The organism is Streptomyces sp. NPDC030183, assembly GCF_055573455.1.
Genome location: NZ_JBVIBK010000008.1, coordinates 212,745 through 232,155, shown reverse-complemented (window position 1 = coordinate 232,155; position 19,411 = coordinate 212,745). Strand labels below are relative to the sequence as shown.

Genomic DNA, 19,411 nt, shown 5'->3' with positions numbered 1-19,411 from the left:
TACCGGAAACCGGCACACGGGTGGGAACCGATCGGGCCCGGGCGGTGTACCCCTGTTGTGAGAACGCGGGAGGGGGGCCGCATCGTCGATGAGGCCGCGGTGATCGCACGCGTACGCGCCGGGGAGCCGGAGGCGTACGCGGACCTGGTGCGCGCCCACACGGGCATCGCGCTCAGGGCGGCGCGGGCGCTCGGTGCCGGTCCGGACGCGGAGGACGTGGTGCAGCAGGCCTTCTTCAAGGCGTACTGCTCGCTCGGCCGCTTCCGGGACGGGGCCGCGTTCCGGCCGTGGCTGCTGTCGATCGTGGCCAATGAGACGAGGAACACAGTGCGGACAGCCGGACGTCAGCGGTCCCTGGCCGACCGGGAGGCGGCGCTCGCGGAGGCCGAGCCGCTGATACCGCCGGCGTCCGATCCGGCGGTCGCGGCACTGGACATAGAGCGCCGGGTCGCCCTGCTGGGCGCGCTGGAGCAGCTGAGCGAGGAGCACCGTCTGGTCGTCACGTACCGCTATCTGCTGGAGATGGACGAGTCGGAGACGGCCGCCGCCCTCGGCTGGCCCCGGGGCACGGTGAAGTCCCGCCTGAGCCGCGCCCTGCGCAGGCTGGGGCGTTTGCTGCCCGAGTTCGACCCGGGAGAGCCTCTCGACCGGCGGCAAGCGGGAGAGCGGGTGATGGGGGGTGAGTGAGCGGACCGGGGACGAGGACAGGGAGCGGGCGCCCAGGCGGGGCGAGGGCCGCAGCACAGGTGACATGGCGGGTACCCCCGGCGACGGCGGCCACGGGGCCCCTGGGGGCGACGGCGACGGTGCGCTGCGTGATCGTCCGGTGGTCGGGCTGCCCGCGGAGTTGCGGGCGCTCGGGCGGTCGCTGGACCGGCCGGGGGGCGACGCGGACGAGACCATGGTCGAGCGGGTCCTGCGGCAGATACTCGCCGAGCAGGCGCCGACGCCAGTGGCCGAGCCGCCGGTGGTGGCCGGTGGGCGACCGGCGGTGCGCCGGTGGCTGCGGCTCCGGTGGCGTGCGCTGACGGCCGCGCTGTGCGGGCTGCTCACCGCCCTGGTCCTCACTCCCCCGGTGCGGGCGGCCGTGGCCGACTGGTTCCGGTTCGGCGGGGTCGAGGTGCGGTACGACCCGTCGGCGACACCTTCGCCCGGCGCGAGGGTGCCGGGCTGCCCCGACCCGGTCCCGTTCGCCGAGGCCGGGCGGCGCGCCGGGTTCACCCCGCTCGTCCCGGAGGCGCTGGGCACGCCGGACGCGGTGTCCGTGACCGCGGCGCCGAAGGACCGTTTCGTGGTCACCCTGTGCTGGCGGGAGCGGGGGCGCGTGATCCGGCTCGACGAGTACGCGGCCCGGCTGGCGCCCGAGTACACCAAGAGCGTCCTGGGCGAGCAGGACGTGGAGTGGGTCGACCTGGGACCCGGCTGGTACGAGGTGCTGTGGTTCCCGAGGGCGCATCTGCTGCGCTTCTGGATGCTCTCCGAGGACGGCTCCCGTTTCACCCGCTCCGAGCGCACGGCGGGCCCGACGCTGCTGTGGGTGCACGAGGGCGACCTCACCCTGCGGTTGGAGGGCGTGGACTCCAGGGCACGGGCCGAGGAGATCGCCCGGTCCGTGAAGTGACCGGGCCGAAGTGGGAACCCCGGCGGCGCGAGCGGTGTACCAGGAATGACACTGCGAGTGCGGGCGGACCGCACCGCTTCCGATCGGGGGTGTCGGATGCGTGGAATGCGAGGACCGGCGGTGGCCGTGGGGGCCTTACTGACGGCGCTGACCCTGGTACTGCTGGGGGCGCCGCCCTCGGCGGCGGGCGGACCGACCAGCGTGCTGCTGGCCTCACCGACCAGCCGGCGGACGGCTTCGCTCTACGGCACGGACAAGGCGTACATCCGTTTGCACGAGCTGCTGGGCGAGGCCGGCTCCGGGCTCGCCAACCGCCGGGGAAAGCCTCCGATGCCGGAGGAGGAGATCGCGGAGGCAGCGGGCGACATGATCAATGTCACCTGGATGATCCATGATGTGAGCCCCTGGCGGGTGGACCGGGTGTATCCGAGCCTGCCCGGCACGAAGGACGTCTGGATACGGACGACGGTCAGCGTCGGAGGCATGGGCACGGACACGAACGCGGCGGAGCGCCGCGGCACCTGGCACAAGGCAAAGCACTCCGAGGAGCTACGGCAGGTGCTGACCTGGCTCGGGGTCCTGGGCGCGGGATCGGACGGCGCAGAATCCGACGGCCCGGGGTCGACCGGCGCGGGCCAGGGCACGCTTCCGTCATCCGGCACGCCGGACGGGGTCCCGACCGATGGCCGCGCGGCGACGGACGGCAGCGCAAGGGCGGTCGAGCCGGGCCTGGCGGACCAGGCCCGGTGGGCGATACCCGCGCTGGTGCTGGGCCTCGCCCTCGGCTCCACCGTCACGGTGCTGGTGCGCCGCGCGGCGGCCCGGCGGGACGCCGGACCGTCGGAGCCCCGACAGGAGCTGCTGGACGCCTGACGGCCGGGGCGGCCGCCCCTCGCGATCAGGAGGAGCGGCGCCTGGCGGCGATGTCAGCCGAGGTCGATCTCCGGGTACAGCGGGAAGCCGGCCACGAGGTCGGTGGCGCGGCGGGAGATCTCGTCCGAGACCTTCGCATCGAGGACGTGCTGGGCCTTGGAGGGCGCCCCCGACTTGGTGGTGCCGGGAGTCGCGGTGGTGAGGACGCGGTCGATGAGACCGGCGACCTCGTCCATCTCCGCGGTGCCCAGACCACGGGTGGTCAGGGCGGGCGTCCCGATGCGGATACCGGAGGTGTACCAGGCGCCGTTCGGGTCGGCGGGGATGGAGTTGCGGTTGGTGACGATGCCGGAGTCGAGCAGCGCGGCCTCGGCCTGGCGGCCGGTGAGGCCGTAGGAGGTGGCGACGTCGATCAGGTTGAGGTGGTTGTCGGTGCCGCCGGTGACCAGGGTGGCGCCGCGGCGCATCAGGCCCTCGGCGAGGGCGCGGGAGTTGTCGACGATGCGCTGCGCGTAGTCCTGGAAGGCGGGCTGACGGGCCTCGGCGAGGGCGACGGCCTTGGCGGCCATGACGTGCGGGAGCGGGCCGCCGAGGACCATGGGGCAGCCGCGGTCGACCTGGTCCTTGAGGGAGTCGTCGCACAGGACCATGCCGCCGCGCGGGCCGCGCAGCGACTTGTGGGTGGTCGTGGTGACGATCTGGGCGTGCGGCACCGGGTCGAAGTCGCCGGTGAGGACCTTGCCGGCGACGAGGCCCGCGAAGTGCGCCATGTCCACCATGAGCGTGGCGCCGACCTCGTCGGCGATCTCGCGCATGATCCGGAAGTTCACGAGACGGGGGTAGGCGGAGTAGCCGGCGACGATGATCATCGGCTTGAAGTCTCGGGCGGAGGCGCGCAGGGCCTCGTAGTCGATGAGACCGGTCGCGGGGTCGGTTCCGTAGGAACGCTGGTCGAACATCTTGCCGGAGATGTTCGGGCGGAAGCCGTGGGTGAGGTGGCCGCCGGCGTCCAGGGACATGCCGAGCATGCGCTGGTTGCCGAAGGCCTGGCGGAGCTCGGCCCAGTCGGCCTCGGAGAGGTCGTTGACCTGGCGGGCGCCGGCCTTCTCCAGGAAGGGGGCCTCGACGCGGTCGGCGAGGACGGCCCAGAAGGCGACGAGGTTGGCGTCGATGCCGGAGTGCGGCTGGACGTAGGCGTGGCGGGCGCCGAACAGCTCCCGGGCGTGCTCGGCGGCGAGGGCCTCGACGGTGTCGACGTTGCGGCAGCCGGCGTAGAAGCGGCGGCCGACGGTGCCCTCGGCGTACTTGTCGCTGAACCAGTTGCCCATGGCCAGGAGGGTGGCCGGGGAGGCGTAGTTCTCGGAGGCGATCAGCTTGAGCATCTCGCGCTGGTCGGCGACCTCCTGGCCGATGGCGTCGGCCACGCGCGGCTCGACGGCGCGGATCACGTCGAGGGCGGAGCGGAAGGCGGTGGACTCGGTGGAGAGGGGCTCGGCTGACATGGGGACCTCCGGACGTTGCGTTCAGCGTTCACGGTACGGCCCAGGCGCACGGCACTCATCTTCCCGGGCCGCTCCCCGATGGTCCGTCCCATCCCAGCGCGCCAGTCACGACCCGTCGGTCACCTTATCGGGCGGCGCCGAGCCGCAGACCCGGACGTCCACCATTCGAACGACGAGGAGACCGGTGCGGCGGGGGCGGCGGACGTCACAGGATGACGTGCGGCAGGAAGCGGGCGTACTCGTCGGTCACCAGGCCGGAGGACTCGCGGATGCCGAGGCCGGCGGACTCGTTCTCGACGACCCAGGCACCGAGGACGACATGGTTGCCGTCGAAGGCCGGCAGGGGCGCCAAGCCCTGGTAACAGCAGGGCTCTTCGCGCAGGACAGGGTCGGCGCCGGGCTCGTGGACGGTGACACCGGCGCCCTCCCGGCCGAGGAGGGGCTTGGAGACGTAGCCGTCGGTTGCGGCCAGTTCACGGGGGCCGTCGAGGTAGGCGGGAAGGAGGTTGGGGTGGCCGGGGTACAGCTCCCAGAGGACGGCGAGCAGCGCCTTGTTGCTGAGGAGCATCTTCCAGGCGGGCTCTATCCAGAGGGTGGTGCCGGTGCCGCCACCGTTGTCGAGGGTGGCGAGGACGTGCGGGGCGAAGCGGTCCGTGGTGAGCCACTCCCAGGGGTACAGCTTGAAGATGCTGCGGATGAAGCGGAGCTTCTTGTCGACGAAGCGCTCGGAGAGGCGGTCCCAGCCGATGTCCTCCATGGAGATCCAGTCGGTGTCGAGTCCGGCCTGCTCGGCGGTCTCCTTCAGATAGGCGACGGTCATCAGGTCCTCGCCGAGTTCGTCGCCCGCGGAGTGCGCGAAGTACAGGGGGCTGCCCGGCGGGAGGAGGCGGGCCTGCTTCCTCCAGGCGTCGACGAGGCGTTCATGGAGGGAGTTCCACTGGTCGGCGCCCGGGAAGCGTTCCTCCATCCAGAACCACTGGGGGCTGGCGGCCTCGACGAGCGAGGTCGGGGTGTCGGCGTTGTACTCCAGCAGCTTGGCGGGGCCGGTGCCGTCGTAGCGCAGGTCGAAGCGGCCGTAGACGGAGGGCAGTTCGTCACGCCGGTGCCAAGCCTCGGCGACAAGGCCGGCGAGGCGCGGGTCGGTGATGCCGAGGTCGGCGAAGCGGTCGTGCTCGACGATGTGCGCGGCGGCGGCCAGGCACATGGCGTGCAGTTCCTCGACGACCTCCTCCAGGGCCTCCACCTCGGGCAGCGAGAAGACGTAGTAGGCGCTCTCGTTCCAGTAGGGGCGCAGGGAGCCGTCCGGGTGGCGGGTCAGGGGATAGATGAGCCCCTGTTCCTCCACCGTCTGCTGCCATCCGGGCCGGGGTTCGATGGTGCGGCGTTCCATGGCTCTGTCTCCCGGGCGGGGTCAGCCGCCGCCGGAGCCGGAGCAGCCGAAGCCGTCCCGGTCGACGGCCTCGCTGCGGCTGAAGGTGCCGTCGTCGGCCCGGTTGCCGGTGACGTCGGCGTCGTAGTACCAGGCCGCGTCGACCGAGCCGGGCTGGCTGCGGTTGCCGCTGCTGCTGCTCTTGCGGTTCTTGCCGTAGGACGACGAGGAGGAGCCGGAGTTGCAGTTCTTGTCGGCGATGATCTTGTAGCCGTTGGCGTAGTCATAGCTGTCGCGGTCCACGCACCGGCGGTCCGGGTCGGATCCGCAGGAGGTGAGGGCCGCGGCGACGACGCCCATGCCACCGAGTACGACCGTGCTGGACCGCAGTCGCCTGCGCTGCTCTCCCATGTGCTCCCCCGTCGGGCTGCTGAGCTCGGCCGAGCGGGCCCGGCGCGCGGAAGGACCCGCCGCCCGAGCGTCCGCCGCTCGGCACCCGGCTTATCCGGGCTTTATCGGCGTTCAGACTAGTGATCGGTTCCAACCGGGGCCAACCGGCGCCCGGGGGTACGCGGGCTGCCGTAGGCGGACAGGGATCCGGGCAGGGCAGCGACCCGGGCCCCGCCTGCTATCCGGCGGGCGGGTGGATCACCGTGATGCCGGCGAGGATGAGGGTGATCCCGGCGAGGAACTGCTCGCGGTCGTCGTGCCCGCGCAGATGAGGGGCGAGGGCCCGGGTGAACGGGTATGCCACGGGGTCGAGTTCCTCCCACGCCGTCGACACGGTGTCGAGGAAGCGGGCGCGGTCCACGCCGGGCGGGAGCGCGCGGGCGCTCGCGCTGTTCGCGGCGTTCTGGCCGGCGGCGCCGAGGATGTAGTGCATCAGGGCCGAGGTCGCGGTGAACCAGCTGTCCTCGGGGACGCCCAGGGCGCGGACCTGCCTGCCGATGCTCTCGAAGAGGCGTGGCGCCACCGTCCCCCAAGGGCTGCGGGAGAGCTGGGTGGCCAACTGCGTCCCGAGCCAGGGGTGTCGGTCGATCGCGTCGAACAGCCCGAGCGCGACGGCACGGATCCCGTCCCGCGCCGCGTCGGCCGACTCCGAAGACCCACCGGCCTCTACCGCGGTCCCGACCCCTGCGACCCCTGCGGCCCCTGCGGCCGCCGCGGCACCGGCAGCCCCCTGGTCCCCCGCAGGCTCAGCTTCGACCGCCCCGCCTACCCCGCCTGCCCCGCCTGCCCCGCCTGCACCGACCGCTCCGCCCGCCACGGCGTCGGCGACGACCGCGTCCGTCACGGCCTCAAGAAGTTCGCCCTTGTTCTCGACGTGCCAGTAGATCGCCCCCGGCCCTGTGGCGAGGCGTTCGCTCAGCGCCCGGAACGTCAGCCCGCTCTCGCCCGAGGCGTCGAGCAGCTCGATCGCCGCCTCGACGATGCGTTCACGGGAGAGCGCGTCTGTGCGCCGCTGCGACCGGCGCGACCGTGTTGCCATGCCGCCATCTTGACACGACTGGAGCGCTGTTCCAATGTTGGAACGCCGTACCATCATGGAACGGCGTACCAGTGCGGCGCCCTCACCCTCACAGTCGCCCAACTCACCCGCGGAGGAACCCCCATGACCACTCCTGTCACGATCATCGGCGCCGGTTTAGGCGGCCTCACCCTGGCCCGCGTCCTGCATCTGCACGGCATTCCGGCCACCGTCCACGAGGCGGAGCCCTCCCCCTCGGCCCGCACGCAGGGCGGGCTGCTCGACATCCACGAACACGACGGGCAGCGCGCCCTCGACGCGGCCGGCCTGATGGACGAGTTCCGCGGCATCGTCCTGGAGGGCCGGCAGGCGATGCGGCTCCTCGACACGGACGGGACCGTCCTGCTGGACAGGCCCGACGACGGCACCGGTGGCCGTCCCGAGGTGCAGCGCGGCGAGTTGCGGCGGATCCTGCTCGACTCGCTCCCGGCCGGCACGGTCCGGTGGGGCCGTAAGGCCACCGGCGCCCGCGCCCTCGGCGAGGGGCGTTTCGAGGTGAGGTTCGCCGACGGCGACACCGTCACCACCGGTCTGCTGGTGGGGGCCGACGGCGCGTGGTCACGGATCCGGCCCCTGCTCTCCCCCGCCGAACCGGAGTACGTGGGCACGTCGTTCGTCGAGACCTACCTGTTCGACGCCGACACCCGGCATCCGGCCGCCGCGAAAGCGGTGGGCGGCGGGTTCATGATGGCGCCCGCGCCCGGTCAGGAGATCTTCGCCCACCGGGAGGACGGCGACACCCTCCACGCCTATGTGGCGCTGAGCAGGTCCCAGGACTGGTTCGGGGCCCTCGACTTCACCGATGCGGCCTCGGCCCTCGCGCGGATCGCGGAGGAGTTCGCGGGCTGGGCACCCGAACTGACCGCGCTGCTCACCGAGAGCGACACCGCGCCGGTCCTGCGCTCCCACCACACCCTGCCGCTCGGCCATCGCTGGGACCGGGTGCCCGGCGTGACCCTGCTCGGCGACGCCGCGCACCTCACGGCCCCGAACGGCGAGGGCGCCAACCTGGCCATGCTCGACGGAGCCGAACTGGGCCAGGCCCTCGCCGCGCACCCCGACGACATCGAGGCCGCGCTCACCGCGTACGAGCAGCCCATGTTCCAGCGCAGCGCCGAGGTCCCCACTTTCGAGGGGGCTGACCTGCACAAGATCGACTCCGAGAACAACACGGCCCCCTGGCTCCTGCGGGCCTTCCTGGAGCACGAGAAGGAGGGGCGGGGCTGAGCAGGCTCAGTACGGTTCAGCCGCGTACGCAGGTCGCGCCCGTCGGACACAGGGACGTCACCGCGTTGGTGACCGGCTCGCGCAGGTCACCGAGGGAGGTCGACTCGGGGGCGCTGAACCGTACGCCGTAGGGCGTGCCGTCGGGGGCCAGGAAGCGGTGGTCGATGACCCGTCGGGGGCCGGCGCCGCTCTCGCCGTCGAAGCGGTAGACGACCTCGGAGTAGGTGGCGTCGTCGGAGCGGTCGAGGACGCGGTAGCCGGGGAGGCGGGCGAATCCGTAGTCCGCGTTCTCGGCGTCGTCCATGGAGGCGGCGGGGCTCTCCTCGCTGACCTCGAAGAGCTGGAGCACCCGGGCGCCGTCCGGGGACTCGTACGTCACGACCGCCGGCTTGCCCTCGGGCTGCTTCGCCGTGCGGGTCCAGCCGGAGGGGACGTCGACCGTGAAGCCGGCGGGGTCCTCCGAACGCACATAACCGGGTGCGCTGTCGGCCGGGGTCCCGCCGGACGCCCCGGACGTGCCCCCGCCACCGCCTCCGTCACCCCTCCCGCCCCCACTCCCGCCACCGCTCCCGCCTCCACTCCCGTCACCGCTTCCGCCCGCGGTCCCGCTCGAACGTCCGCCCGTCCCTCCGTCCGCGCCTTCGCCCGTATCTCCACCTCCGGACCATGCCTGGCCGGTGTCGCCGCCGCCCGCGCCCGCCTCCGGGGCGGAGGGCGACGAGGGCGTGTGCGCGGCGGTCGTACGGTTCTTGGTGTCGCCGTCGGGTCCCGCCAGGGTCCATACGCCGAGCCCGGCGCCGCCCCCGAGCAGGGCCGCGAGGGCGATCACCACGGCCATCCGCCACGCGTTGACGGGCTCGGGCGGGTCGTCCACCCAGCGCCCTGTCGTCGGATCCCAGCGCGCCATCAAGTCCCCCTTGCCGTCGCGGGCGTTCACGGCTGCGTCGACGCGCGTGCGCATGAACGCGTTTGACGACGATAGCGGCGTACACGCCGACAGGCCCCGTCCCGGGCGAAACCGGGACAGAGCCTGTGCGAGCCCGCTATGGGACCGTGACACCCGGCCTGCGGGGTCAACGGAGTTGTGGAACCGCTGGGATGACCGCCTGGGCGGCCGTCGGGGTGTGACCGTCAGATGAGGCCGAGCGCGCGGACCGCCTCGCGCTCCTCCTCCAGCTCCTTGACGGAGGCGTCGATACGGGCGCGGGAGAACTCGTTGATCTCCAGACCCTGGACGATCTCGTACTTGCCGTCCTTGACGGTGACCGGGAAGGAGGAGATGAGGCCCTCGGCCACACCGTACGAACCGTCGGACGGGATGCCCATGGAGACCCAGTCGCCCTCGGCCGTGCCGTTGACCCAGCTGTAGATGTGGTCGATGGCGGCGTTGGCGGCGGAGGCGGCCGAGGAGGCACCGCGGGCCTCGATGATGGCGGCACCGCGCTTGGCGACGGTCGGGATGAAGTCCTCGGCGAGCCACTTCTCGTCGTTGACGACCTCGGCGGCGTTCTTGCCGGCGACCGTGGCGTGGAAGATGTCCGGGTACTGCGTGGCGGAGTGGTTGCCCCAGATCGTGAGCTTCTTGATCTCGGAGACCGGGACGCCCGTCTTCTTGGACAGCTGGGTCAGCGCGCGGTTGTGGTCCAGGCGGGTCATCGCGGTGAAGCGCTCGGCCGGTACGTCCGGCGCGGCGGCCTGGGCGATGAGGGCGTTGGTGTTGGCCGGGTTGCCGACGACGAGGATGCGGATGTCGTCCGCGGCGTGGTCGTTGATGGCCTTGCCCTGCGGCTTGAAGATGCCGCCGTTGGCCTCCAGCAGGTCGCCGCGCTCCATGCCCTTGGTGCGGGGGCGGGCGCCGACGAGCAGGCCCACGTTGGCGCCGTCGAAGGCGACGTTCGGGTCGTCCGTGATGTCGATGCCCGCGAGCAGCGGGAAGGCGCAGTCGTCGAGCTCCATGGCGGTGCCCTCGGCGGCCTTCAGCGCCGGCGTGATCTCCAGCAGGCGGAGCTTGACCGGCACGTCCGCGCCGAGCAGCTGGCCGGAGGCGATGCGGAAGAGCAGGGCGTAACCGATCTGGCCGGCCGCGCCGGTGACGGTGACGTTCACGGGAGTGCGGGTCATGGCGTTCTCCGTATGACAGCTGGCGGTGGGGCGTCCCTGCCCCGGACGTTTGATCGATCTCTTGGCGTCAAGAGAGATCGGTGGTCAGGCTATCGCGCATCCAGGATCCCCGACGGCCGGGTTCGTGTGGCCCACCACACACGACCCGTTCTGGCGCGCCGGGCACAAGAAAAGGCGGCCGCCGGTCCTGGGGGGGGTGGACCAAGGGCGGCCGCCGGTGGGGGTGCCGGGCCGGGAGAGGGGGGTCGATCTCCCGGGCGGGCCGGACTCCCGTGGGGGTACCTTCCGCCTGCCCAGGCGAACGGAAGGCATGCGCTCCAATTTCTGACTACTTTGGGGGCGATCGGGATCACTCACGGTCACAGGCCCGCCGAGGGCGGGGAGTTCGGGCGCGACACGCCATCAGTCGCCCGTACACCCCCCGAACGCCCCCGGTAGGACCGCACGCCCCACAGAGCCGCACCACCCCCCGCGCGCCGCACCACCCCCCGCGCGCCGCGCCACCCCCCGCTGCCGCCCCGTCAGCCCGTGCAGCCCTCCTCGCCCGACGCCAGCGTTACGCATGCCGTGGCGTCGCCGGCGTCCTTGACCGCGACCATCGAGGTGTACGCGATGTTGTCGCCGGCCTCCTCGACCGCCGCCTTCTGCCTGACCTTGCCGGCCGCCACGCGGACTTCGTCGCCCTGGGCCGCCAGGGTGATGCGGGCCCAGGCCGCGCGGCAGTTCTCGCTGTAGCGGACCTCCACCCGGGCCGTGCCGACGGTGGCCTCGTCCGCGGTCTTCACGACACCCGTCGTGCACCCCATGGTCTCGGGGTCCTTGCCGGTGCAGTCGGCTCCGGCGCACTTGACGCCGGCCGGGAGGTCGGGTTCGGTGCCGGTCCCCGTCGAGGTGTTGGCAGGCGGCTTGCCCTCGGTCTGGCCCCCGCCGTCGCCCTGGGTGAGGAAGAACGCGGCCGCGATCACGACGAGCGCGCCGACGGCTCCCGCCAGGAACATCGACACCCGCCGTCCGGGCGCCGCTCCTCCGTCGTCGGTACGGCCGGTACCTCCGGGCGGCGGGCCGAAGACACCGGACGGAGCCGCCGCGCCACCACCCGCACGGGCCGACGCCGCGGAGGACGACGAGGACGCCGGGGACGCCGTCGAGGCCGATGGGGCCGGTGTCGGCGGAGTGGACGGTGTCCCGGCCGCACCCCGGGCGGACGAGGGCGAGGCGGCGCCCCAGTTGACGCGGGAAGCACTCGCGGCCGCCCCCGGCCCGCCGCTGCCGTAGCGCGACGACGAAGACGCGCTGGTGGACGGCGACGAGGACGGGGTCGAACTCCCGTACGGCGAACGGGTGGTGCGTTCCTCCTCCGGCCCCCGGGGCTGCGGCGGAACCGTCGGGGAGACACCCGCCGGCCCCGCGATGCCCGGTGTCGCCGTCGCGCTCCGGCCCGCCCTGGCGCTCTGGCCGCCCTTGACGGCCGCCTGGCCCCCGGTCTCACCCAGCGCGGCGCGCGCCTGGGAGATACGGATGGCCTCCATGGTCATGTCGTGGCGCATCTCCGAGCGGCTCCAGGCACGCTCGGCCAGCTCCCACATGGTCGTCAGATGGACGGGATTGGTGCCGGTCACCTCGGCCAACGCGATGATCGCGCCCTTCGGCGCGAGAAGTCTGCCGTTGAGGTACCTCTCCCATGACGTCTTGCTGTAGCCCGTACGGTCGGCCACCGCGGCGATGCTCAGTCCACCGCGGTCGACGAGCCTGCGCAGTTGGCTCGCGAACTCCTTGACCTGTGGATCGAGTTCATCCGGCAAGGCCCTCCAACGAGGCATTGCTTCCCCCCTCTTCCCCCTGAGCGTCTCTGTACATGCCCCCCGTGCCGACTATCCCTGTGCCGCGCATGATGCCCTCGCTGAATCCTGGTCCGTGACCGAGCCCGAGGCCCTCTTTCGACCCCGTTCTGGACTACCCATTGGGATGCGCCCGGCCGGGATGTCAGTTCCCGGAAAAGGGGCGTGCGGGAGCATTTCGGGCTGGGCGCACACCCAATGCGCGCCCCCTGCCGGTCCGTGGTCCAGTGTCCCATCGACATCCCGGCTTTCCGGGCGGATTGACAGATCCCCGCGCGGGACGTCCCGGACCGTCCCAAATACTCACGTTAGCCCTGGCGCCGAGCCGATCGTCGGTAAATCCTCGAACTCGCCAGCACATCGGCACGACCACGGCACAGGCACGGTCACCCACGTCGAACAGGGATCCGTGAGTGGCGTCTGTGTCCTGTCGATGCCGTCGATGTCCGTCGACGCTGTCGATGCTGTCGATGCTGTCGATGCTGTCGATGCTGTCGGAAAGTCATACGGGGATCAGGGGACCAGGGGACCAGGGGGATCACATGCAACTCAAGGCCAGGATGCTGCTCGCGGCAGCCGCCGTGACGGCCTCGGCCGGGCTCGCGCTCGGTGCCGCCGCTCCGCTCGCCACGGCCTCCGGGCCGCACGTCGTCGACGGCTCCGGTGCCGCGTACAACGACTGGGGCGACGAGGGCACGCTGTCCGTGAACAGCCACTCCAGGAGCAACGCGACCCGGCTGTGGCAGAGCGTGCTCTACGCCGACGGCGCCAAGTGGAAGGACGCTGGCGGGAATCTGCACACCTTCACCCTGTGGGACATCGACGGGGTCTTCGGCTGGAAGACCCGCTCGGCGACGAAGTACTGGCAGGCGCAGGAGGAGCTGGAGGACATCGACGGCATCGTCGGCCAGGAGACGTTCGGGCAGGCCGACGGTTTCCTCGACGGGCCGTACGCCGACGGCCTGGTCACGTACACGGGCACGGTGAACCAGGTGACCTTCAAGCGGCTCGACGGGAAGTACTACGTACGCGTCGGCTCGAAGTGGAAGCTCGCGGCGTACGACTGGCGCAGCTGAGGTTCCGGAGGGCCTGACGACGCCCTGAGCCGTCGTCAGGCCGTCGCCGCCTGCGACGAGGGGCCGTCACGACAGCGTGGCGGCCCCCAGCAGTGCGGCCCCGACGAGGACGAGGGCCGCCAGGACGACAGGGCCTAGCGCGGCGTAGACGGCGAGACGGCCTGGCCGGCGTGGTTCCGGCACCTCGGCGGGGGTGTCCCACCAGGGCAGCGGGGGGTCGTCCTCGTACGCCTCCGCGTCCGCCGTCCCGGGGGTGGCCGACGAGAGGTCCGGCGTCAGGGGCGGCGCCGGGCGCGGCCAGACCCGTACGGCCGGCTCCCAACGCACGCCGAAGCGTTCGGCGTCCTCCCCGGCGACCTTGCAGAGGGCGACGACGGCCTGGCGGGGCGGGGGCTGGGTGGTGTTGAGGTACCGCTGCCAGGAGGACTTGCTGTACGCGGTGCGGGCGCCGAGGGCGACCAGGCTGAGCCCCGTCCGGTCCTTGAGCAGCCGCATCTGCTCGACGAAGTGCTGCACCTCCGGGGGGAGCCCGTCCGGCAGCGGCTGCCAGGCGCTCATCGACTGCCTCCTGGGCTCGGTCGGGGATCTGAGCAAGTGACGACGACCGAGGCGGGACCGGTTCCCACCGGGCGGGTCGACGGCCTGGGCGCGTGGGGCGACCGCACGGCGTGCCGGAGCACGGAGGGCGCGCGGCGGACGCGGGGGCGGGTGCGGGGCGGGGTGCGGGGCGGGGTGCGGCGGCGGGACGCACCCGGAGGTGACCTGCGGGTGCGGGCGTCGTGGCCGGGTGGGGACACCTCGGCGGAATTGTCACTTCCGTGCCACAGCGGGTCGGCAGCTGTTGAACGGGGCGTCCGCCGTGCACGAGGGTAGATCGCGACGGCGGTCCGTCCTGACTCGGGGGAGGGGACGGGCCGCTGTCTCGCGTCCGGTCAGCCGGTCTCGTCGCCGACGGTGAAGTGCAGGGTGTCCTTGAGGATGGGGATCTCCAGCAGCGGCTTCGGCTGCGCCATCAGCGCGAGGAGCACGATGACGGTGCCCAGCGTGATGTACGTGACCATGTCGGTGAAGCGGGAGCGGACGGCGAGCATGCCGACGTCCGGCACCAGCCAGCGCAGCATCGCCCCACCGAGCAGGGCCGAGCCCACCAGGATCGTGCCGAGCCGGAACTCGTCGAACGCGGTGAGCAGCAGGCCGAGGCCCACGGTGCCGAGCACGGCGAGGATCGGCCACTGCCGGGCGGGCGCGGGCGCGTCCCGGGGCGCGGCACGGCCGCCGCCCTCGGGCCGGGCGGTGTCCCTGGTGAACATCGGGAAGCGCCGGGTGGCGCGGACGGGCTTGCCCTCGGCGTCGGGCACGCTGATGGCGTCCCGCACCTCGATCTCGTCGGGCGCGCTCCCCGTCACGGCCGCCCCGCCCTTCTCCGTCTCCCCCGTACGCCCCGCCATCTCCACCCTCTCCGCCCCACCCGGCTCCGCTGCCACGCCGGGCTCCACAGCCGCGCCGGGCTCCACAGCCGCGCCCGGCTTCTCGGCCCGGCCCGGCTTCGCCGAGTCACCCGTCTCGACCGATGCATGCGACGTGACCGACGTGCCGGTCCCGGCCGACTTCGCCGACACACTCGACGTCCCCGACGCGGCCGACCTCCCCGACGCGGCCGACGTCCCCGTCCCGGCCGTCTTCGCCGGCCCCCCCGGCGTTCCGGCATCCGTCGGCTGCCCCGGTGTGCTCGGCTTCGCCGAGGCCGGGGGCGTTCCCCGGCTCTCGGGCCTTCCCGGGGCCTTGTCGTCAGCCGGCACTGCGCTCCGCCGCCTCGACCACGTTGACCAGCAGCTGGGCCCGGGTCATGGGGCCGACGCCGCCGGGGTTGGGGGAGATCCAGCCGGCGACCTCGGCGACACCCGGGTGGACATCTCCGACGATCTTGCCCTCGGCGGAGCGGGAGACACCGACGTCGAGGACGGCGGCACCCGGCTTGACGTCCTCGGGCCGGACCAGGTGCGCGGAGCCGGCGGCGGCGACGATGATGTCGGCCCGCTTGAGGTGGGCGGCCAGATCGCGCGTGCCGGTGTGGCACTGCGTGACCGTCGCGTTCTCGCTGCGCCGGGTCAGCAGCAGCGGCATCGGACGGCCGATGGTCACACCGCGGCCGACGACCACGACCTCGGCGCCCTTGATCTCCACGCCGTAGTGGCGGAGGAGGGTGAGGATGCCGTTCGGGGTGCAGGGCAGCGGGGCGGGCTCGTTGAGGACGAGACGCCCGAGGTTCATCGGGTGGAGGCCGTCGGCGTCCTTGTCGGGGTCCATCAGTTCGAGGATGCGGTTCTCGTCGATGCCCCTGGGAAGGGGCAGCTGGACGATGTAGCCGGTGCAGGCGGGGTCCTCGTTGAGTTCCCGCACCACCGCCTCGATCTCTTCCTGGGTGGCGGTCGCGGGCAGTTCGCGCTGGATGGAGGCGATGCCGACCTGCGCGCAGTCGCGGTGCTTCCCGGCGACGTACTTCTGGCTGCCGGGGTCTTCCCCGACGAGGATCGTGCCGAGGCCGGGCGTGACGCCCTTCTCCTTCAGGGCCGCCACGCGGGCGGTCAGATCGGACTTGATCGCGGCTGCGGTGGCCTTGCCATCGAGAATCTGGGCGGTCATGGCCCCAATCTTCGCGGATGACGGGGTCCCGGTTCCAATCCGGCCGCCCATCGGACATCCACCAAGGGGTCCCGGGGTGCCTTGCCGTGTGCCCGGGGCGTGCCCGCGCGGCGCCGGACCCCCGCGCCGGACCCCCGCGCCGGACCGAGGGCCGCTCCGCTCCCCGGGCCCCTGCCCCGCCCAGCCCGGCCTGCCGGACCCAGCCACGCCCGGTCAAGATCGGATGTGTTGCACTTGCACAACGTCCCGGAAATGCGGCTGGACATCCGAGCGGGCATATAAAACGATTGGGGCACAGTGCCGCGGGCACTGCCGGGGGGCGTGACCACAACAGACCAGGGCATTCCTCCGACCCGTGCCGCGCGTCCCCGCACAAGGCAACGGAGGAGACCCGCCATGAGCTTCGGCGACCCGAACAACCCCTACGGCCAGCCCCAGCAGCAGCCGTCCCAGGGCTACGGCTACCCGCAGCAGAACCAGCCCCAGCAGCCCGGTTACGGCTACCCGACCGCCCCGCCGGTCTCGCAGGGATACGGCGGCGGGTACCCGGGCGGCGCGCCCACGACCATGCCCAGCACGGTCAACGCGGCCCGCGTGATGCTCTGGGTCATCGTCGGCCTCCAGGTGATCGGCGTGCTGCTGTACGCGATCGGCGCGGTGGCCGTGAGCGCGGCCAGCGACAACACCGAGGACCCGGCGCTCCAGAACGCGCTCGGTGACATCCCCGTGGGCCTCATGTGGGCGATCGCCGTGTTCGCCGTGGGCTGGCTCGTCTACGCGATCATGCTCGCCGTGAAGTTCAAGAGCGGCGGCAACGGCGTACGCGTCGCAGCCCTGGTCTTCGGCATCATCACCGCCGTCCTGAGCATCTACCCGTTCTTCCTGATCGGCCTGGTCCACCTGGTGCTGGGCATCCTGATCGCCGTCTTCGTCGGCAACGCCAACGGCAAGGCGTGGTTCAACCGCCCGCGCTACTGAGCCGCCGAGCCCACGAAGGGCCGTACCCCGTCCCACGGGTACGGCCCTTCGGCGTTCCAGGAGGCGCACGGCCCTCCGTACTCCCGGTGTTCACCAGGGGCAGGCCCCGCCGGTCGGACGAGGCGAGAGTGAGCGCACCCGGTTGGGGCCGCTCTGCGTCTCACCGGGGCGGAGCAGATAGCCGAAGGCTCCGGTCACGCAGCAGTGGGCTGACCCCTTGAGCCTCGCAGCGGAACGGACGACGCCTCTGTACCGGTCCGAGAACGCGCGGGGCGCTCCGCATCGAGCGGCGCGCCCCTTCTGCTCTGCTCTGTCCTGGCCTGGCCGGCGCTCAGTGGAAGAAGTGCCGGGTCCCCGTGAAGTACATGGTGACGCCCGCCTTCTGCGCGGCCTCCACGACCAGTTCGTCACGGACCGAGCCGCCGGGCTGCACGACGGCCTTGACGCCGGCCTCGGTGAGGATCTCCAGCCCGTCCGGGAACGGGAAGAAGGCGTCGGAGGCCGCGTACGAGCCCTGAGCCCGCTCGGCGCCGGCCCGCTCGACCGCGAGCTTCGCGGAGTCCACACGGTTGACCTGGCCCATGCCGACGCCGACCGAGGCGCCGTCCTTGGCGAGGAGGATCGCGTTGGACTTCACCGCGCGGCAGGCCCGCCAGGCGAACGCCAGCTCGGCCAGCTCGTCGGCGGAGAGGGCCTCGCCGGTCGCGAGCGTCCAGTTGGCCGGGTCGTCGCCGTCGGCCTGGAGCCGGTCCGTCACCTGGAGGAGGGCACCGCCGTCGATCGGCTTGACCTCGGCGGGGTGGGAGGGCGCGGCCGGGGCCTTCAGCACACGGATGTTCTTCTTCTTGGCGAGGGCGTCGAGGGCGCCCTCCTCGTAGTCGGGCGCGACGATGACCTCGGTGAAGATCTCGGCGACCTGCTCGGCCATCTCCTTGCTCACCGGCCGGTTGACGGCGATGACCCCGCCGAACGCGGACAGCGGGTCGCAGGCGTGCGCCTTGCGGTGCGCCTCGGCGACGTCCGCACCGATCGCGATGCCACAGGGGTTGGCGTGCTTGATGATCGCGACGCAGGGCTCGTCGTGGTCGTACGCGGCACGGCGGGCGGCGTCCGTGTCGGTGTAGTTGTTGTACGACATCTCCTTGCCGTGCAGCTGCTCGGCCTCGGCGAGACCACTGCCGGTGCCGTCGACGTAGAGGGCCGCGGGCTGGTGCGGGTTCTCGCCGTAGCGCAGGGTGCTCTTGCGCTCCAGGGCGGCGGCGATGAACTCGGGGAACGGCGAGTCGTCGGCGGGCGCGTAGGCCGAGGCGAACCAGGAGGAGACGGCGATGTCGTACTCGGCGGTGTGGCGGAACGCCTCGGCGGCCAGCCGCTTGCGGGCGACGAGGTCGAAGCCGCCGTCCTTGACGGCCGTCAGGACGTCCGCGTACCGGGCGGGGCTGGTGACCACCGCGACCGAGGGGTGGTTCTTGGCGGCCGCGCGCACCATCGACGGGCCGCCGATGTCGATCTGCTCCACGCACTCGTCCGGGGTGGCGCCGGAGGCGACGGTCTCACGGAACGGGTACAGGTTCACGACCACCAGGTCGAACGGCTCCACGCCCAGCTCGGCGAGCTGGCGCCGGTGGTCCTCCAGCCGGAGGTCGGCGAGGATGCCCGCGTGCACCTTGGGGTGCAGCGTCTTGACCCGGCCGTCCAGGCACTCGGGGAAGCCGGTCAGCTCCTCGACCTTGGTGACGGGGACGCCGGCGCCGGCGATGCGCCCGGCGGTCGACCCGGTGGAGACGAGCTCCACGCCCGCCTCGTGCAGGCCACGGGCGAGCTCCTCGAGCCCGGTCTTGTCGTAGACGCTGACGAGCGCGCGACGGATGGCCCGCTTGCCGCTCTCGGCCGTGACAGTGCTGTCGGCGGTCACTGGATAACTACCTTTCGTCCCTCAATGCGATAGCCGTTGCGGGCGAGCCGCCCCACGACATCGACGAGCAGCCTTCGCTCGACTTCCTTGATGCGCTCGTGCAGAGCGCTCTCGTCGTCCTCGTCCCGGACCTCCACCACGCCCTGCGCGATGATCGGCCCGGTGTCGACGCCGTCGTCGACGAAGTGGACGGTGCAGCCGGTGACCTTGGCGCCGTACGCGAGCGCGTCACGTACGCCGTGGGCCCCGGGAAAACTGGGCAGGAGGGCGGGGTGGGTGTTGACGAACCGCCCGCCGAACCGGGCGAGGAACTCCTTGCCCACGATCTTCATGAACCCGGCGGAGACGACCAGATCGGGCTCGTACGCGGCGACGGCCTCGGCGAGCGCCGCGTCCCACTCCTCGCGGGTGCCGTGGTCCTTGACGCGGCAGACGAACGTCGGCAGCCCGGCGCGCTCGGCCCGGGCGAGCCCCTCGATGCCGCCGCGGTCGGCGCCGACGGCCACGATCTCGGCGCCGTACGCCTCGACGCCGGTCGCCGCGATGGCGTCGAGCAGCGCCTGGAGGTTGGTGCCGGATCCGGATACCAGCACGACGAGGCGCTTGGCCACGGGCTTGGCGGCCACGGTGGGACCCTTTCTGCGGTTCTGGTGCCGTGCGGGTGCGCACGGGCTCCTGGGGACCGCTCCACGGTCGTGCGGAGCGATCCGGTCCGCCGGG

Annotated in this window: 18 protein-coding genes and 1 riboswitch; of the genes, 6 read left to right on the top strand and 12 right to left on the bottom strand. The window is 72.4% G+C overall.

The window, feature by feature from the left end; genetic code table 11:
• The first annotated feature begins 99 nt into the window (after positions 1 to 99).
• The 3 genes from ACZ4Z2_RS12395 to ACZ4Z2_RS12385 all read left to right on the top strand — a co-directional run bounded on the left by ACZ4Z2_RS12395 (position 100) and on the right by ACZ4Z2_RS12385 (position 2,494).
• Positions 100 to 687: an RNA polymerase sigma factor gene (locus ACZ4Z2_RS12395; protein WP_468075000.1), complete on the top strand. Its 588-nt coding sequence runs from the start codon at positions 100 to 102 to the stop codon at positions 685 to 687.
• A 64-nt stretch (positions 688 to 751) separates the two neighbouring features.
• A complete protein-coding gene (locus ACZ4Z2_RS12390; protein WP_468074998.1) occupies positions 752 to 1,621 on the top strand; it encodes a hypothetical protein in 870 nt (289 codons plus the stop codon).
• Positions 1,622 to 1,747: 126 nt separating this feature from the next.
• Complete coding sequence (locus ACZ4Z2_RS12385) at positions 1,748 to 2,494, top strand: hypothetical protein (RefSeq protein WP_468074996.1); 747 nt, start codon at positions 1,748 to 1,750, stop codon at positions 2,492 to 2,494.
• A 53-nt stretch (positions 2,495 to 2,547) separates the two neighbouring features.
• On the opposite strand, the gene ACZ4Z2_RS12380 is transcribed toward ACZ4Z2_RS12385, so the two are convergent.
• The 4 genes from ACZ4Z2_RS12380 to ACZ4Z2_RS12365 form a co-directional block, all read right to left on the bottom strand.
• Positions 2,548 to 3,996, bottom strand: coding sequence for a glycine hydroxymethyltransferase (locus tag ACZ4Z2_RS12380; protein ID WP_468074994.1), 1,449 nt, complete (start codon positions 3,994 to 3,996; stop codon positions 2,548 to 2,550).
• Positions 3,997 to 4,027: 31 nt separating this feature from the next.
• Positions 4,028 to 4,115, bottom strand: a riboswitch (ZMP/ZTP riboswitch).
• An 86-nt stretch (positions 4,116 to 4,201) separates the two neighbouring features.
• Positions 4,202 to 5,386 (bottom strand): glutathionylspermidine synthase family protein, encoded by a 1,185-nt coding sequence (locus tag ACZ4Z2_RS12375; RefSeq protein ID WP_468074992.1) that lies wholly within the window; start codon positions 5,384 to 5,386, stop codon positions 4,202 to 4,204.
• A gap of 21 nt (positions 5,387 to 5,407) precedes the next feature.
• Entirely contained in the window at positions 5,408 to 5,776 is a 369-nt protein-coding gene (locus ACZ4Z2_RS12370; RefSeq protein ID WP_468074990.1) for a hypothetical protein, read from the bottom strand.
• A 217-nt stretch (positions 5,777 to 5,993) separates the two neighbouring features.
• Positions 5,994 to 6,854 (bottom strand): TetR family transcriptional regulator, encoded by an 861-nt coding sequence (locus ACZ4Z2_RS12365; protein WP_468074988.1) that lies wholly within the window; start codon positions 6,852 to 6,854, stop codon positions 5,994 to 5,996.
• 123 nt (positions 6,855 to 6,977) lie between these two features.
• Here ACZ4Z2_RS12365 and ACZ4Z2_RS12360 point away from each other — a divergent pair, with 123 nt between their 5' ends.
• Positions 6,978 to 8,120 carry an FAD-dependent oxidoreductase gene (locus tag ACZ4Z2_RS12360; protein ID WP_468074986.1) on the top strand — a complete coding sequence of 381 codons (1,143 nt, stop codon included), beginning with the start codon at positions 6,978 to 6,980 and terminating at the stop codon, positions 8,118 to 8,120.
• Positions 8,121 to 8,136: 16 nt separating this feature from the next.
• Here ACZ4Z2_RS12360 and ACZ4Z2_RS12355 read toward each other — a convergent pair whose 3' ends face one another.
• The 3 genes from ACZ4Z2_RS12355 to ACZ4Z2_RS12345 all read right to left on the bottom strand — a co-directional run bounded on the left by ACZ4Z2_RS12355 (position 8,137) and on the right by ACZ4Z2_RS12345 (position 12,061).
• Complete coding sequence (locus ACZ4Z2_RS12355; RefSeq protein WP_468074985.1) at positions 8,137 to 9,081, bottom strand: hypothetical protein; 945 nt, start codon at positions 9,079 to 9,081, stop codon at positions 8,137 to 8,139.
• 170 nt (positions 9,082 to 9,251) lie between these two features.
• Entirely contained in the window at positions 9,252 to 10,241 is a 990-nt protein-coding gene (locus tag ACZ4Z2_RS12350; RefSeq protein WP_468074983.1) for a malate dehydrogenase, read from the bottom strand.
• A 521-nt stretch (positions 10,242 to 10,762) separates the two neighbouring features.
• A complete protein-coding gene (locus ACZ4Z2_RS12345; RefSeq protein WP_468074981.1) occupies positions 10,763 to 12,061 on the bottom strand; it encodes a helix-turn-helix domain-containing protein in 1,299 nt (432 codons plus the stop codon).
• Positions 12,062 to 12,621: 560 nt separating this feature from the next.
• Between ACZ4Z2_RS12345 and ACZ4Z2_RS12340 the strand changes: the two genes are divergently transcribed.
• Entirely contained in the window at positions 12,622 to 13,155 is a 534-nt protein-coding gene (locus ACZ4Z2_RS12340) for a peptidoglycan-binding domain-containing protein (RefSeq protein ID WP_468074979.1), read from the top strand.
• A gap of 66 nt (positions 13,156 to 13,221) precedes the next feature.
• Here ACZ4Z2_RS12340 and ACZ4Z2_RS12335 read toward each other — a convergent pair whose 3' ends face one another.
• The 3 genes from ACZ4Z2_RS12335 to ACZ4Z2_RS12325 form a co-directional block, all read right to left on the bottom strand.
• Positions 13,222 to 13,713 (bottom strand): helix-turn-helix domain-containing protein, encoded by a 492-nt coding sequence (locus ACZ4Z2_RS12335; RefSeq protein ID WP_468074977.1) that lies wholly within the window; start codon positions 13,711 to 13,713, stop codon positions 13,222 to 13,224.
• A 374-nt stretch (positions 13,714 to 14,087) separates the two neighbouring features.
• Positions 14,088 to 14,603, bottom strand: coding sequence for a DUF3017 domain-containing protein (locus tag ACZ4Z2_RS12330; RefSeq protein ID WP_468075111.1), 516 nt, complete (start codon positions 14,601 to 14,603; stop codon positions 14,088 to 14,090).
• A gap of 340 nt (positions 14,604 to 14,943) precedes the next feature.
• The gene (locus ACZ4Z2_RS12325) at positions 14,944 to 15,798 is read right to left on the bottom strand and encodes a bifunctional methylenetetrahydrofolate dehydrogenase/methenyltetrahydrofolate cyclohydrolase (RefSeq protein WP_055521975.1); all 855 of its coding nucleotides are present in this window, start codon (positions 15,796 to 15,798) and stop codon (positions 14,944 to 14,946) included.
• 396 nt (positions 15,799 to 16,194) lie between these two features.
• Between ACZ4Z2_RS12325 and ACZ4Z2_RS12320 the strand changes: the two genes are divergently transcribed.
• Positions 16,195 to 16,776, top strand: coding sequence for a hypothetical protein (locus ACZ4Z2_RS12320; protein WP_468074975.1), 582 nt, complete (start codon positions 16,195 to 16,197; stop codon positions 16,774 to 16,776).
• Positions 16,777 to 17,107: 331 nt separating this feature from the next.
• On the opposite strand, the gene purH is transcribed toward ACZ4Z2_RS12320, so the two are convergent.
• Together purH and purN are read right to left on the bottom strand one after the other, a co-directional pair.
• Positions 17,108 to 18,691 carry a bifunctional phosphoribosylaminoimidazolecarboxamide formyltransferase/IMP cyclohydrolase gene (purH, locus tag ACZ4Z2_RS12315; protein WP_468074973.1) on the bottom strand — a complete coding sequence of 528 codons (1,584 nt, stop codon included), beginning with the start codon at positions 18,689 to 18,691 and terminating at the stop codon, positions 17,108 to 17,110.
• On the bottom strand, positions 18,688 to 19,317 hold the full coding sequence (gene purN / locus ACZ4Z2_RS12310) for a phosphoribosylglycinamide formyltransferase (protein WP_055521971.1): 630 nt from the start codon (positions 19,315 to 19,317) through the stop codon (positions 18,688 to 18,690). Before purN ends, purH begins: the two co-directional genes overlap by 4 nt.
• Positions 19,318 to 19,411: the final 94 nt, after the last annotated feature.

Excerpts from the sequence above, each read along its gene's own strand:
- ACZ4Z2_RS12375 (WP_468074992.1), bottom strand. The coding sequence starts at position 5,386 with ATGGAACGCCGCACCATCGAACCCCGGCCCGGATGGCAGCAGACGGTG.
- ACZ4Z2_RS12360 (WP_468074986.1), top strand. The coding sequence starts at position 6,978 with ATGACCACTCCTGTCACGATCATCGGCGCCGGTTTAGGCGGCCTCACC.
- ACZ4Z2_RS12345 (WP_468074981.1), bottom strand. The coding sequence starts at position 12,061 with ATGCCTCGTTGGAGGGCCTTGCCGGATGAACTCGATCCACAGGTCAAG.
- ACZ4Z2_RS12335 (WP_468074977.1), bottom strand. The coding sequence starts at position 13,713 with ATGAGCGCCTGGCAGCCGCTGCCGGACGGGCTCCCCCCGGAGGTGCAG.
- ACZ4Z2_RS12355 (WP_468074985.1), bottom strand. The coding sequence starts at position 9,081 with ATGCGCACGCGCGTCGACGCAGCCGTGAACGCCCGCGACGGCAAGGGG.
- ACZ4Z2_RS12325 (WP_055521975.1), bottom strand. The coding sequence starts at position 15,798 with ATGACCGCCCAGATTCTCGATGGCAAGGCCACCGCAGCCGCGATCAAG.
- ACZ4Z2_RS12350 (WP_468074983.1), bottom strand. The coding sequence starts at position 10,241 with ATGACCCGCACTCCCGTGAACGTCACCGTCACCGGCGCGGCCGGCCAG.
- ACZ4Z2_RS12340 (WP_468074979.1), top strand. The coding sequence starts at position 12,622 with ATGCAACTCAAGGCCAGGATGCTGCTCGCGGCAGCCGCCGTGACGGCC.
- ACZ4Z2_RS12370 (WP_468074990.1), bottom strand. The coding sequence starts at position 5,776 with ATGGGAGAGCAGCGCAGGCGACTGCGGTCCAGCACGGTCGTACTCGGT.
- ACZ4Z2_RS12330 (WP_468075111.1), bottom strand. The coding sequence starts at position 14,603 with ATGGCGGGGCGTACGGGGGAGACGGAGAAGGGCGGGGCGGCCGTGACG.
- ACZ4Z2_RS12320 (WP_468074975.1), top strand. The coding sequence starts at position 16,195 with ATGAGCTTCGGCGACCCGAACAACCCCTACGGCCAGCCCCAGCAGCAG.
- ACZ4Z2_RS12380 (WP_468074994.1), bottom strand. The coding sequence starts at position 3,996 with ATGTCAGCCGAGCCCCTCTCCACCGAGTCCACCGCCTTCCGCTCCGCC.
- ACZ4Z2_RS12365 (WP_468074988.1), bottom strand. The coding sequence starts at position 6,854 with ATGGCAACACGGTCGCGCCGGTCGCAGCGGCGCACAGACGCGCTCTCC.
- ACZ4Z2_RS12390 (WP_468074998.1), top strand. The coding sequence starts at position 752 with ATGGCGGGTACCCCCGGCGACGGCGGCCACGGGGCCCCTGGGGGCGAC.